The organism is Streptococcus suis, from assembly GCF_016743335.1.
Taxonomy (GTDB): Bacteria; Bacillota; Bacilli; order Lactobacillales; family Streptococcaceae; genus Streptococcus; species Streptococcus suis_Y.
In genome coordinates this window covers 1-13752 of the sequence record NZ_WCJE01000010.1, presented here as the reverse complement: position 1 = coordinate 13752, position 13752 = coordinate 1, and the positions used below count along the sequence as shown (strand labels likewise).

At 43.5% G+C, this 13752-nt stretch carries 10 protein-coding genes and 2 pseudogenes; all 12 read right to left on the bottom strand.

What is annotated here, in order from left to right; genetic code table 11:
- Positions 1 to 150: 150 nt before the first annotated feature.
- Positions 151 to 420 (bottom strand): annotated as a pseudogene (locus F9856_RS04400) (amino acid ABC transporter ATP-binding protein); the annotation flags it as partial.
- A gap of 373 nt (positions 421 to 793) precedes the next feature.
- Positions 794 to 1372 (bottom strand): CHAP domain-containing protein, encoded by a 579-nt coding sequence (locus F9856_RS04395; protein ID WP_024419591.1) that lies wholly within the window; start codon positions 1370 to 1372, stop codon positions 794 to 796.
- Positions 1373 to 1697: 325 nt separating this feature from the next.
- On the bottom strand, positions 1698 to 3074 hold the full coding sequence (locus tag F9856_RS04390) for a PTS sugar transporter subunit IIC (protein ID WP_043025573.1): 1377 nt from the start codon (positions 3072 to 3074) through the stop codon (positions 1698 to 1700).
- Between the two features lie 43 nt (positions 3075 to 3117).
- Complete coding sequence (locus tag F9856_RS04385; protein ID WP_044689396.1) at positions 3118 to 3561, bottom strand: DUF3284 domain-containing protein; 444 nt, start codon at positions 3559 to 3561, stop codon at positions 3118 to 3120.
- Positions 3562 to 3597: 36 nt separating this feature from the next.
- Positions 3598 to 3930 carry a PTS lactose/cellobiose transporter subunit IIA gene (locus F9856_RS04380; RefSeq protein WP_024379337.1) on the bottom strand — a complete coding sequence of 111 codons (333 nt, stop codon included), beginning with the start codon at positions 3928 to 3930 and terminating at the stop codon, positions 3598 to 3600.
- A 1-nt stretch (position 3931) separates the two neighbouring features.
- The gene (locus tag F9856_RS04375; protein ID WP_002939849.1) at positions 3932 to 4243 is read right to left on the bottom strand and encodes a PTS sugar transporter subunit IIB; all 312 of its coding nucleotides are present in this window, start codon (positions 4241 to 4243) and stop codon (positions 3932 to 3934) included.
- Between the two features lie 12 nt (positions 4244 to 4255).
- Entirely contained in the window at positions 4256 to 6250 is a 1995-nt protein-coding gene (locus F9856_RS04370) for a BglG family transcription antiterminator (protein WP_202105872.1), read from the bottom strand.
- 134 nt (positions 6251 to 6384) lie between these two features.
- Positions 6385 to 7494, bottom strand: coding sequence for a DUF871 domain-containing protein (locus F9856_RS04365; protein ID WP_202105869.1), 1110 nt, complete (start codon positions 7492 to 7494; stop codon positions 6385 to 6387).
- Positions 7495 to 7502: 8 nt separating this feature from the next.
- A complete protein-coding gene (locus tag F9856_RS04360) occupies positions 7503 to 8903 on the bottom strand; it encodes a glycoside hydrolase family 1 protein (RefSeq protein WP_029173908.1) in 1401 nt (466 codons plus the stop codon).
- Positions 8890 to 10278, bottom strand: coding sequence for a 6-phospho-beta-glucosidase (locus F9856_RS04355; protein ID WP_202105867.1), 1389 nt, complete (start codon positions 10276 to 10278; stop codon positions 8890 to 8892). Before F9856_RS04355 ends, F9856_RS04360 begins: the two co-directional genes overlap by 14 nt.
- 315 nt (positions 10279 to 10593) lie before the next feature.
- On the bottom strand, positions 10594 to 13095 hold the full coding sequence (leuS, locus tag F9856_RS04350; protein ID WP_202105864.1) for a leucine--tRNA ligase: 2502 nt from the start codon (positions 13093 to 13095) through the stop codon (positions 10594 to 10596).
- A 178-nt stretch (positions 13096 to 13273) separates the two neighbouring features.
- Positions 13274 to 13671, bottom strand: a pseudogene (locus F9856_RS04345) (ISAs1 family transposase); the annotation flags it as partial.
- Between the last annotated feature and the right edge of the window lie 81 nt (positions 13672 to 13752).

The window sequence follows — 13752 nt, the reverse complement described above, 5'->3', positions numbered from 1 at the left end:
TTACATGAACACAATATAGGATTATACTAAAAAAAAAAAGTATACTGTCAAGAGATTATGCGTAATTAGGACAAATATTCGTCTTTTCATAACTTCCTCTGTTTTTCATTCACTTACAGAAAAAACACCAGCATTGCCAGTGTTTTCCTTCTATACATTTTCTTTCTGAATGCGAGCTAAGAATTGCTTAGTACGTTCTTCTTTTGGCTGGTCAAAAATGTCTTCTTGTCGACCTTCTTCGATAATCCGACCACCATCCATAAATATGACTCGATCAGCTACCGCACGCGCAAAGCCCATCTCGTGCGTCACAACTACCATGGTCATACCTTCTTTTGCCAACTGCATCATGACAGCCAGGACTTCACCGATTAACTCAGGATCCAAGGCCGAGGTTGGCTCATCAAAATAGATGATCTCGGTCTCAGAACGTAGACAAACTCCTAACAATATAAAAAATTGAAGAAGTTTGCGAAAGATAGCAAGTCATTAAACTCTTAGAAACATTTATATTCTGGTGTTTCTGAGAGTTTTTTTATTTTCAACATAAAGAAAAAAGATTGAAGAAAATTGTCCAAAATGGACTTTTTCTTCAATCTGAGACCTACTCGGTCTTTATATCTCATATTATAGTCGAATGAATTAGCTTTCAGACAAGGAACTGAGGTGCAGGTTGCTAGAACAGCATAAAGGCTGTTCTAGGTTGGAAATAAGACCTGCGAAGCAAGTCACTTTCGTAGAGTACGGCAAGACGAAAGTGACGATGTATCAAAGTTAATTCAAATGACTATAATTATACTCCAGCTGGTGGGTAAATATAGCTGACTGTTCCTTCACTAGTCGTTGTTGGATCAAAGAAACCTCGGACATTACTTGGGTAGTATACTCCACCATAGTTTGATTCCTTAACTTGAATGTGACCGTTAGCTGCCACATCTGTTACATAGGCAACATGACCGTAGCCTCCATCTGTCCATACAGCAATAGCGCCAACTTTTGGAGTAGTTCCCACTTCATAACCAAGCGCTACCGCACTAGCTGCCCAATCTCCACCATTACCCCAATAGTTTCCAACCCAAGGAGCCATTTCTTTGGCACCCCAAGTACACTGACCCGCTGGATAGGTATTAGCCGTATATTCCACAGCAACCTCTGACACCATATTGGTAGCCAAAGCAGCCTTTGCAGCGGCAGCAGCTTTGGCTGCTTTTTTTGCAGCTTCAACCTTTTTTGTTAACGCTGATACTGTCGGACTATCGCTTATAACTGTGTCATCTGCACTGACATTCACCATTCCCGACCATAAAAGATTTCCTATGAGGGCTGTAAACAGTCCCAATTTGAATTGTTTTTTTATCATTTGATAACTCATAATATTTGATTCCTTCGTGTTTTTCTGCCCTATCTATCCTAAGGGATAATCCTTGCAGAGAGCTTAAAGAAATGTAACAAATATTACAGATAACTTGCAATCTCTTAACAATTACAGTGTTCGGACTTTTTGTCAAAAAAACGACCTCCAATACGGAAGTCGTTTTCTATTTAGTGTAATTATTTTCTCCTACTCCTAAGTACACTGATTAGAATAAAAACCAAACCAGATATAATGTTTAGATATTTATTCCCATAAAGCGGACTAATCGCGATAAGGAAAAATCCTAGCGCCAATAAGAAAGGAGATTTGTTCTTGGAAAACATTATTCCTCACCAGCCTTAACCTTATTGGCTGCAATAACAAATGGTGTCCAAATCAGGAAGGCAACAAAGAGGTTGAATAGTGAAACCAACGCAGCCATAATGTTACCACCTGTTGCTAGATAAGCGTAGAGTCCTGGAGGGGTAATCCATGGAACAGGAGCAAAGACTGGCGGAATTATACCTGCCGCTGTCGCTAAGTATGCGATAGTTGCACAAATCGGTGGAACAATTAGCCATGGAATAGCAAACAGTGGATTCAATACCATTGGTATACCAAAGGTAACTGGTTCGTTAATATTGAATACACCCATTGGAGCAGATAATTTAGCTACCATTTTGTATTCTTCTCGTTTTGAGAAAATGAAAATAGCAATAATCAAAGCTAGAGTGACGCCTGAACCACCCATTTGAGCATAAGCATCAAAGGAACCACGAGTCCAAAGCCACGGTAAATTCGCAGTACTATGAGTTGCAGTATAAGCAGCCGCATTTTCATTTAGTGCAACCATATAGACTCCGTCCATAATTGGCGCCAAGACATTGTGGCCATGCAGGCCGAAGAACCAAAAAAGTTGTACAAGGAAAGTTAAAAGAATGACTGACCCAAGACCTTGTGACAGACCAAGTAATGGCAGTTGAATATAAGTTGATACTAAATCTCCCAAAGATTGTCCTGTTAGAGTAAATGCAAGATATGCCACAATGGATGACGCATAAATTGCAGCAGTACCTGGGATAATAGCAGCAAAGGCCTTATTAACTGCCGGTGGAACAGAATCTGGCAATTTAATAATGACATTCCGTTTTACAAGACTTGCATAGACCCATGTGGCGAGAAATCCAATAAACAATGCTGTAAACAAACCTGTTGCACCGCCATATTTCAATGCGATAGCTCCCCACTGGCTTGTTTCCAAGGCTGAAACTCCATCTGTCGTCACAATGGATAATCCCAAACCTTCCAAAGCAGAAACAACTGACTTATCAACTCCGTCTAAAGCAGTGGAAATCGTTACACTTTGAGGAATAGTAGAGATGAATGATGCAAAGGAAATCAAACCGCCTGCAAGAGGATTGACCTTGTACATCAAAGACAAGTTGTAACCAAAAGCAAAGGCAAAAACAAGTGCCATAATCCCAATGGTTCCAAAATAAACATAGCCATTGATGTTAATAACAGGCTGCATAGCCTCTGCAAAACCTGTCCAACCCATATTGTTTGGAATATCCCTCAAAAAGACATTGAGCAGGACGGCTACCGTACCAGCCATTGTAATCGGCATCATGGAAATAAAGGAATCACGTATAGCTATCAAATGACGTTGCGAGCCGATTTTTCCTGATATTTCCATGAACTTTTCAGAAATATTTGACATAATCTGTCTCCTTTTCTATTTTTTTATTGTTGTATAAACAAAATCACGATGTCGAAGCACCTTCTTTAGAATACCGAATCAGTGCTTCTAATTGAGCATCTGTCTGCCGTTTCAAACTCTTAGAGAAGACTTTCTCCATTAAAAAGTAGTTCCCTCTCATAAATAAGTCTGCCGCTTCCATTTCATAAGAGTATTCAATCTCTGTTTGATTGTCCCCCAAAGCGTGCAAATCATAGCAGATATGCTCTTTTCCTCGATTGGAATGAAAGCAAACAGCATAACGATAGGGAGCAAGAAATTCCTCTACACGCACCTTGACACTATGCTCTCCTTTGTCTCCAAATGTTTTTACATAGGTCAAACCCTCCTGGATATCTTGATCAAGAAGAGGACGTCCAGTATTTTGCTGATAATCCTCTTTCAAGGACCGACCAATCGCAGCAAATAATTGTTCAATTGGAACCTGTCCTATTTTTTTGATTTTCATACCTATCCTCCTACCTCCGTTATCCAATAAGGTAGCCTAGCCACAATTCTTTTGTTCAGCTAAACGCTTATAGAGCTCCACTACTTCCTTGGCCATATCAATAAATGTCAAGGCATTCATCAAGTGGTCCTGTCCATGCACCATTAGCAAGGTCACTTCCACCGTTTGCCCACCAGCCTCTTGGGCTAGTAGACCTGTTTGTGACTTATGGGCAATATTTAGGGAGGTGTTTGCTTCTTGAAGCAAGTGCTCTGCCGTCTGGAAATCCTCCTGCTTGGCCGCTTGAATCGCCTGAACAGCATAGCCCTTTGCCTCTCCCCCATACATAATAAGCCCCATAATCGCTTCTAAGTATTCCGGAGAGTTCATACTAGTCCTCCATTAGTGCCAAAGCAGCATCGAGCACCTTAGCACCATTCATCACTCCATAATCCATCATATTGATTGCATCAACCTTGATTGCAGGCTCGAACTTAGCCTTGTAGTCATTTAGCAAAAATTTAACCTGTGGACCTAGCAAAAGGACATCAATCTCCTTTTGACTAACTTCACTATCAGCTTCTGACACAGGGACTGCCCAAATCGTTGCCTCTATCCCCTTTTCTTCTGCGGCTTTCTGCATCTTGGTCACCAACATACTAGTAGACATACCAGCATTGCACACTAACATAATTTGTTTCATAAAAAACTCCTCCTACCCCTGTTTCTGAATCAAGGGAATAAATATATCGACTAATTCCTGATAGCTAGGATTTTGCACTAGCCTTTCTTGCAAAGACCTGTCTTGAATAAATGCAACCAGACAAGGTGAAATATACTTCAGATGCGGATTCCGCCCTTTAGACGGGGATAGAAGAAAGATAAACTGCACCTTCTTCCCCTCTTCCCATTCAACCGCTTCCTTACAAACTCCAACCACAATCTGCTCTGAGAAGGTCAGGGGAATAGCTGGATGCGGAAAGGCCAATAGTTCTCCAAAAACGACCGAGCTATAGGACTCTCTCACATTTACCTGTTCCCTAAAATGTTCCACAAAGCCTGATTCCTTGGCTTCATCCAAGCACGCTATTAGTTGCAACAAGGTCCTATCTCGACTCATCTTTTTGTCTAAAGAGACTATTCGCAAGGGTGAAAATACAGCCTCTGCAATCTGTCTCGCCTGCTCTTCCTCCATAGGCAAAGCCTCGTTCTGCTCAACTCGGACAGGTGTCACTTGTTGAAGATAGGAACGAATTGCCTCGATATCCTGCTCCGATAGGAAAACACTGACGGTGATAACAGGTGTCAGGAAAATTAAATTGGACAAGCTAATCGAAGAAATAATCAGGTCTACATCTCTTAAACGTTCCTCTGTTACCTCGTAGTAACTCACAACATCTGCAATTTCCAAGCTTGTTGCAAATTCCTTTTCCAAACGATTTCGCAACATTAAAGCGCTTCCAATTCCGGTCGCACAGACGACCAATACCCGCAACTTTTTCCGCCCCTCGTATCGCTCAATTGCAGCCAATACATGCAGGGTCAGGTAGGCCCATTCGTCATCCGAAATGCTATAGGCCAACAAGGTGGGCATAGAAGCAAAAGCTTGCTTGGTCAGCTCAAATACTTCTATATAATCCCTCTGGATATCAGCCACCAAGGGATTAGCCAACTGAATCTGGTGCTCCAACCGCGTCCGTAAGGGAAGCAAATGAGCGACAATCCCCTTGAAAAGCTGTCGATCTTTTAACAAATCCAGACCAGTCAACTGAGAGAGAGTCTGTAAACAACTTTCTACTTCTTCCTCCAAACCGTCCTCCAAGTCTGAAAGCTGACTGGGATTTCCTGTCAACTTTACCTTCAGGTGTAGAGCAATATAGTTAGCTTCTTCTACAGGAATCGCCACTTGAAACTCTGTTTCAATTCGTTTGATAATTCGTCCAGCAACCTGATACTCCTTGGAAGATTGAATCTGATCAGATATTGGAAATCGCTCTAAACTAGCTCCTCCCTTCATTCGTTGTAAGAGCAGAGCGATATGAAGAACCAGGTTTTGCATCACAAAGTCAGACAGGCGAAGTTTGGCATCGCGGCACTCATCCAAGACAATCAACATCAGGTCTGTAAACCGAATGTCTGGCAGGAGCTGATTTTCCACCAAACCATAAAGAGACTGACCATTCCCTTGTCCAAAAAAGTAATCCATGATGAAGTGCCGAATAGCAGGCTCCTCCCCGCTTAATTCTACCCCCCTCCGTGTGAACAACAGTTCCAGTTGGTAAGGAGCAAATAAATTGCGAATATCCGCGATGATAGAATGCAGGGTTGTTTTTCCGATAAACAGCTCTCGTTGCAAACGATCCATGGACTGAATTGGATTTTCAAATAATAACTTACTTAAAACATACCGTTGTCGGTCCGTCGCTTCCTCCAGTTGCCGTAAGTCCGTCACCTGCTTTTTCAACCGTAGCTGTTCTTGCCAAAACATTTCAAACTCAACCGGTCTCTCTACCAGCAAACAGTAGCCCTTACTTTGTTTGGACAAAATAGAAGCACCGCTAGCCTCTAGCGAAAGAGAGAGTTGTTGGACATACTTTCTTGCTGTTCGATCACTGACACCCAAAGCCTTTGCCAGTTCTATACTAGATACAAAGTCCCCTTGTTTTGTCAGTAAATAATCTGCCAGACGAACTTCTTTTTTAGATAGCATACTCCCTCCTCTCCGCAAGATTTATACGAAATATAACAAGACTAGTAAGCTAGAGCCTGTTGATAAAAACATATTTTTATATTTCTATTGTAGCATATCCTCAGGCTACAAGGGTTCTCTTTTTTTCCGTATTGTTAATGAAAGGAATCGGACGCAACGATTCGCAATCGAAAGGATTGCCAAGGCTTGATAAAAGCGAGCAAGGGCAGATAGTCAGGGCAAATTCGTCCAACCCGATTCACTTTTGAACTAACGGTGAACTCCCTCAAAGCTATTTGTAACTCTCCCTTGTAACGACCATATAGATCATTGTCAATCAAGACATCCCCTCGCTGCACAAGCGTTTCCCCATCTGTATGTGCAGGAATGGTCGCATCCTTGTAGACAACACGGGGCATGGTCGACCGAAGTAGGTAAGCTGAAACGTCCCCACGATAAACATGATCAAACTCAATGATTTCCCGCTCCACAGCTGTCACTTGCCCAGTAAGTTCTACAGGTAAACAAATGTCCTCTTCTTCCAAGATAGATTGAATAGACTGGAGCTCCTCCTCCGAGATGAACTGATTGGAGATGAGAATACAGTCAATCAAACCTGTCGCCTTGAGCCAGGCAATCTGAAGAGGTAAGGTCTGGTTGCGATGCTCCTCCAAGGTAGGTAGACCTTCTGACAAGGGCCAAGGCCCTTCCGTTGCAGACTGGGCAGTCACAAAAGCTGCCGTCTGTATGCCTTCTTGGTGATAGAAAGAAGACATTTCTAAAAAATGTTCTTCTGATAGTCCTGTATAGGCGTGAGGATAGAAATTATGACAGGCAACAATGTTATCCCTATTTGCGTCACTAGCTAGCAGTTGCGTCAGTAAGACCTTATCGGTACTCAGATTTAGTTCAATCTTGAGCCCGTAAGGATTCTGTGTCAAGCTGACAATCTCCTCCAAAGGCAAGGCCTCGTCCAGACGAATCCCTGTCAGCCCTAAACCATGGGCTTCTTCAATGAGTGATTTCTGCCAGCCCTGTGCCTCTATAAAACTCGGGCTAAGATCCGCAATCACGACTATCCCCAACTGACGAGCATAGGCAATCAAGTCCCGATAGAGTTGCAAGGCTTCTTGGGCATTCCCCCCAAGCTGCAAGAGGCTCATAAACATTCGCTGTGCTCCATAACGCCCCAGCAAGTCTATATAAGCCTTAGACTCTTCCAGAGAATAGTTTTCTGGATAGATTGAAAAACCAAATTGAACCATTGCTCCTCCTAACGACTAAATCCATTGGCATCACTCAGCGCCTTAAACCAACGTCCCGATTTCTTAATCCTGCGCTCCTGAGTCTCCAAATCCAACTCGACCAGCCCATAACGATTTTTGTAGGCATTGAGCCAAGACCAACAATCAATAAAGGTCCACAACATATAACCTTTACAGTTAGCCCCTTCCTCAATAGCCCGATGTAATTCTATCAAGTGATCTTCGATAAATTCAATCCGATAATCATCCTGAATGACCTCATCTTGTCGGAAAGCCGCTTCACCCTCTACTCCCATACCATTTTCAGTGACTAACCACTCAATATTGTTGTATTGGTCCCGAATATTGATTGCGATATCGTAGATTCCTTTTTCATAGATTTCCCAGCCTCGATGCGGATTGATTTTTTTCCCTGGCATATCGTAAGGTGCGAAGAAGTGCTCTGGAGTCAAAACCTCTCCCTCTTTCCAAACCTTTGTCGGTGCCTGTACACGAAGGGGTTGGTAATAGTTGACACCTAAAAAATCTACCCGATTTTCCCTAATAATCGCCAGCTCTTCCTCGCTGGTTTCAGGACTCAATCCGTATTCCTCAATCAAGTCAACCAAGTCCCTCGGGTATTCTCCCAATACAGAAGGATCTAAGAAGCTCTTGGTTTGGAAGAGCTCAGCTATTTTAGCTGCCTTGACATCATCAGGATGCTCACTTCGAGGATAGGCCGGTGTCAGATTCAGGACAATTGCAATTTTCTTCTCCAAATTCACTTCATGACAGGCTTTTACTGCCAAGGAACTAGCCAACTGAGTATGGTAGGCAACAGCAACCGCCGCCTTGGCATCTACCTTACAAGGATAATGATAATCCCCTAGATAGCCACACTCAACTGGAACAATCGGCTCATTAAAGGTAATCCAACGATCTACTAGGTCGTCAAACAATTCAAAACAAGTACGAGCATAGGCTTCATATGCCCAAACAATGTCCTTGTTCTCCCAGCCTCCTTGCTCCTGTAAAGCATAGGGAAGATCAAAATGATAGAGATTAACAAACAGCTGAATCCCTTTTTCTTTTATCAAAGAAAATACAGAACGATAAAAAGTCACAGCCTCCTGATTAACCTCTCCAACACCCTTTGGAAATAACCGCGACCACTGAATCGATGTCCTAAATACTGTGTGTCCAGTTTCAACCAATAACTCGATATCCTTTTTGAAATTCTTATAGAAAGTGGAAGTCCTCTCTGGACCTACTTTCCCATGGAAACGTTCTGGCTCAATGCTGTACCAGTAGTCCCAATTATTCTGTCCTTTTCCATCGCCCAGCTCAGTTCCCTCACTCTGCGGACCCGATGTAGAAGTCCCCCACAAAAAACCTTCTGGAAAATGATAAACTACCTTATCCTCTGTCATAACCAATTCCTTTCTTCTTTATCTGATCGATGACACTCCTAAATTGTGGCAAGTACGCCTCATGTGCCACTAGTAATTCTTGTAAGACACGCTCTGCCAATTCTCCATTCGGAATCAGAGGATTGAGAGCAAAAGCCTGTAAAGCCAAAGCGTAGTCTCCTGTCATTGCAGCCCCAACAGTTGCCAACTCCATTTGCTTCATTTGCTGCAAGTATCCCCTGACCACCATCGGTGTTTTGGGACATACCAAAGGAAGCGCACCCTGGGCAGTAATGACAGATGAGACTTCAACTACGCAATCCTCTGGCAGATAAGAAATCACTCCCCTATTAACCGTCGAAACCGTCATAATTTCCTTGCTATCGTTGTATATAGCACAAATGAGTTGACAGGCAACATCACTGTGATAAGCACCACCACGTTGCTCCAATTGCTTAGGCTTATAGTCCAAATTTGAATCCCTGTAGAGCTCAAACAACTCTTCTTCGACCTCTTGAACAACCTGAGCCCGCACCTTCCCTTGACGATACTGGTCTAAGGTATCTGCCAACATCTCCTTTTCTAAAAAGTAGTAACGGTGGTAATCACAGGGCAACAGACCAATCGACTGCAAGAAGGGGAATGAAAAATCTAAATTGGTAATATTTTTAACAACCTCCTGATTCCCTCTTGAGTTACCGTATAAAGCTTCCATGACCTCACCAGTACGATTCTGGCCAGTCTGATCCCAAACTTCATGAAAATGGAAATGGTTTAATCCAACATGATTGGTTTGAATCGATTCCTCAGGCAAATTCAAAATCTGAGCTGCCGTCTTTTTCTGACCAATCGGAATATTGCATAAGCCAATCACCCTGTTCCACTGCAGTTCATTAACAATCGCTTCCGTTACTATGCCTGCAGGATTGGTAAAATTAATCAACCAAGCATCTGGACATAGATCTTTCATATCTACAATGATACCCTTGTAAGCCTCTATGGTCCGAAATGCCTTAAAGATGCCACCTGCCCCATTGGTTTCCTGTCCAAGTAGACCATGACTTAGAGGAATTGTCTCATCGATATAGCGTGCCTGTAACTGACCAACTCGGAACTGAGATGTCACAAAGTCTGCTCCCTTCAAAGCAGCCCTTCGATCCAGTGTCTCCTCTATTTTCCAGTCTAATCCAGCCATTCTGACCATTCGACGTGCCAAATCAACAACTATCTTCTGCTTTTCCACCCCAGCTTCAACATCTACAAACCACCATTCTCGAATGGGTAGTTGCTGATGCCGCAAAATCATCCCTTCAACTAGCTCAGGAGTATAGCTCGATCCGCCACCGAGCGTGACTAATTTGATTGATTTCACGACCTGTTCTCCTTTTTTATTCATATATTCTTATTATATTCCTGTTTCTACCTTTTGTAAACGCGTACACTTCCTGTCTTTTTCCGTAATATAAAGGAAACTCCCCTCAAGACAGCCAAAAACGACCTCCAATACGGAAGTCGTTTTCTTATTATTTACATTTATTTCACAACAATATTAACCAATTTAGTTGGCTCCAACAGTCCAGTGAACTGTTGGAGGTTGGAAATAGACAAACAAACGAGGCAAGCGTTATTTGGTAACGATATTGACAAGTTTGTTTGGCTCCAACAGTCTGCGGATAGACTGTTGGAGGTAGGAAATGAGCAAATAAATTGGTTACTTCACAACAATATTAACCAACTTATTTGGTACACTAATCACCTTCACCACTGTTTGACCAGCGATTTCAGCCTGGACTTTTTCGTCCGCAAGGGCAACTTTTTCAAGCTCTGCTGGTGACAGGTCTTTGGCTACGGTCAAGCGAGCTTTTACCTTGCCCTTGATTTGGACAACGATTTCCACTTCGCTTTCTACCAGCTTACTTTCATCATATGTTGGCCATGCGACATAGCTGATTGACTGGCCTGTTGCTTCCAGACCTTGCCAGAGTTCTTCTGCCAAGTGTGGTGCAAATGGAGCAATCAATTGGACAAAGCCTTTGGCGTATTCGACGTAGAGCTTGTCTTCTTTGTTGGCTGCGTTGACAAAAATCATGAGCTGGGCGATAGCCGTGTTGAATTTCAAGTCTTCAATATGCTCAGTCACTGTCTTCACAGTTTCATTGTAAACTTTATCAAGCGCTCCGCTATTTTCCGCCACAAGCTCCTTGGTAGTCACGAGGCGATAAACACGGTCAAGGAACTTACGGCTGCCCTCGAGACCTTCTTCTGACCAGGCGATTGACGCATCAAGTGGCCCCATGAACATTTCATAAACGCGGAGAGTGTCCGCACCGAATTGCTCTACCACATCATCTGGGTTAACCACGTTTTTAAGAGACTTAGACATCTTAGCAGGTGCCTGCTCCAACTCCTCACCAGTTTCGATGTTGAAGAAGGATCCGTCGCGTTTTTCCACCTTGTCGGTCGCTACAAGCGCACCACGGCTGTCGCGATAGCTAGTTCCCAAAATCATGCCCTGGTTAAAGAGTTTTTGGAATGGCTCTTTAGTCGGCACAACACCGAGGTCGTAAAGGAACTTATGCCAGAAGCGAGCATAAAGCAAGTGAAGGACTGCGTGCTCAGCACCACCGATGTAGATGTCCACTGGCAACCAAGCCTTGAGAAGCTCTTCGTCTGCCAATTTCTCATCGTTGTGCGGGTCGATGTAGCGGAGGTAGTACCAGCTAGAGCCCGCCCATTGTGGCATAGTGTTGGTCTCACGGCGACCTTTTACGCCGTCTTCCCGTGTCACTTCTAACCAGTCTGTCAAGTTAGCAAGCGGTGATTCGCCTGTACCTGAAGGCTTGATGTCTGAGGTTTTTGGCAATACCAGAGGTAACTCATTTTCTGGTACTGCTGTGGAAGTACCGTCTTCCCAGTGGATGATTGGAATTGGCTCACCCCAATAACGCTGGCGGCTGAAGAGCCAGTCGCGGAGGCGGTAAGAAATTTTCTCTTGACCGACACCATTTTCTTCCAACCAAGCCACCATTTTGGCAATAGCTTCTTCCTTATTGAGACCATCTAGGAAGTCTGAGTTGATGTGGGCACCGTCTTCTGTATAAGGTGCTTCTTCTACATTGCCACCTTCCAAAACAGGAATAATTTTTAACCCAAATTGTTTAGCAAATTCCCAGTCACGCTCATCATGAGCAGGAACAGCCATGATAGCACCTGTTCCGTAGCTTGCCAGTACATAGTCGGCAATCCAGATTGGAATTTCTTTACCGTTCACAGGGTTAATGGCGTAGGCACCAGTCCAAACACCTGTCTTGTCTTTAGCCAGGTCTGTACGAGCAAGGTCTGATTTAAGAGAGGCTTGGCGTTTGTACTCTGCCACAGCTTCTGCCTGCTCTGATGAGGTAATGCTATCCACCAAGTCGTGCTCAGGAGCAAGAACAGCATAAGTCGCACCAAAAAGGGTGTCAGGACGGGTAGTAAAGACTGTGAAGTCCTTGTCTGTGTCCTTAATCTTGAAAGTCACATTGGCACCGGTTGACTTACCAATCCAGTTGCGTTGCATGTCCTTGATAGACTCTGGCCAATCAACATCTTCCAAGTCATTGAGCAAACGCTCTGCATAGGCAGTGATTTTCAGCATCCATTGACGCATTGGCTTGCGGACAACTGGGTAGCCACCACGTTCAGACGTTCCGTCAGGAAGGACCTCTTCGTTGGCGATAGCAGTTCCCAATTCCTCTACCCAGTTTACAGGCACTTCTGCCTCGTAGGCTAGGCCTTTTTCATACAACTTAGTGAAAATCCACTGAGTCCACTTGTAGTAGTTAGGGTCTGTCGTATTAACCTCGCGGTCCCAGTCGTAAGAAAAGCCAAGGGCGTTAATCTGACGTTTGAAGTTGGCAATGTTTTCTGCTGTAAAGTCAGCTGGGTCATTGCCCGTATCCATAGCGTATTGCTCTGCTGGCAAACCAAAGGCATCCCAACCCATTGGGTGAAGAACGTTGTAACCTTGGGCACGCTTGTAACGGCTGAGAATGTCGGTCGCAGTATAACCCTCTGGGTGACCAACGTGCAATCCCGCACCAGACGGATAAGGGAACATATCTAGGGCGTAAAAGTTTGGCTTGTCCGCATCTGTTCCCGTCTTAAAAGTGTGATTTTTCGCCCAAAATTCCTGCCATTTGGGCTCGATTTCCTTGTGATTGTAGAAGCTCATGTCATTTCTCCATGTCAATAAATTATCTTTACCATTATATCATGAAATCAGGAAAGAAAAAAGCAGGACTACCAATCCTGCACGTCATACGCATGAAAAATTTCCGAAAAATTTCTTCTCTCCTTTTGTCCCTGGAAATAACTGCTTTAAACTTAGTATCTACCTTTATACAAGCACCTTATCCTCGATGTCCAAATAATTGCGGCAAATAATCCTCCAAATGGACAGAAATATAGCGTTGTTTGCGACGATAACTCAGCTTTTCTTTAGGAAATATCATGTTTTGTAAGAGATGAAGACAAACTTTACGAATAGCGTTCAGATTGAAGGCCGCTCGTTTATCTAAGGTTTGGTTCTTATCTTCTCGGTAAACCACATCTAACAACCAATGTAGGCTCTCAACCGACCAATGACCGCAAACAACCTGAGAAAAAGTCCGCACATCACCCTTGAAACTAAGGATAAAGTAACGAACTTCTTCCGTGATGATACCGTCTTTATCAATGGTATTCTTAGCCATCCCAATCCCACGAAGTTTTTCCATTTCGAATATCGTTGGCTCAACCATTTCACATCGTAACAACACTCTTACGAAGGGCTAGCTGACGCAAGAGGCGAGGAATGGTAGTAATTTCATTATTTTTATCCTCAACAGCT

Coding starts and splice junctions, on each gene's coding strand:
- F9856_RS04395 (WP_024419591.1), bottom strand. CDS start 1,372: ATGAGTTATCAAATGATAAAAAAACAATTCAAATTGGGACTGTTTACA.
- F9856_RS04390 (WP_043025573.1), bottom strand. CDS start 3,074: ATGTCAAATATTTCTGAAAAGTTCATGGAAATATCAGGAAAAATCGGC.
- F9856_RS04385 (WP_044689396.1), bottom strand. CDS start 3,561: ATGAAAATCAAAAAAATAGGACAGGTTCCAATTGAACAATTATTTGCT.
- F9856_RS04380 (WP_024379337.1), bottom strand. CDS start 3,930: ATGAACTCTCCGGAATACTTAGAAGCGATTATGGGGCTTATTATGTAT.
- F9856_RS04375 (WP_002939849.1), bottom strand. CDS start 4,243: ATGAAACAAATTATGTTAGTGTGCAATGCTGGTATGTCTACTAGTATG.
- F9856_RS04370 (WP_202105872.1), bottom strand. CDS start 6,250: ATGCTATCTAAAAAAGAAGTTCGTCTGGCAGATTATTTACTGACAAAA.
- F9856_RS04365 (WP_202105869.1), bottom strand. CDS start 7,494: ATGGTTCAATTTGGTTTTTCAATCTATCCAGAAAACTATTCTCTGGAA.
- F9856_RS04360 (WP_029173908.1), bottom strand. CDS start 8,903: ATGACAGAGGATAAGGTAGTTTATCATTTTCCAGAAGGTTTTTTGTGG.
- F9856_RS04355 (WP_202105867.1), bottom strand. CDS start 10,278: ATGAATAAAAAAGGAGAACAGGTCGTGAAATCAATCAAATTAGTCACG.
- leuS (WP_202105864.1), bottom strand. CDS start 13,095: ATGAGCTTCTACAATCACAAGGAAATCGAGCCCAAATGGCAGGAATTT.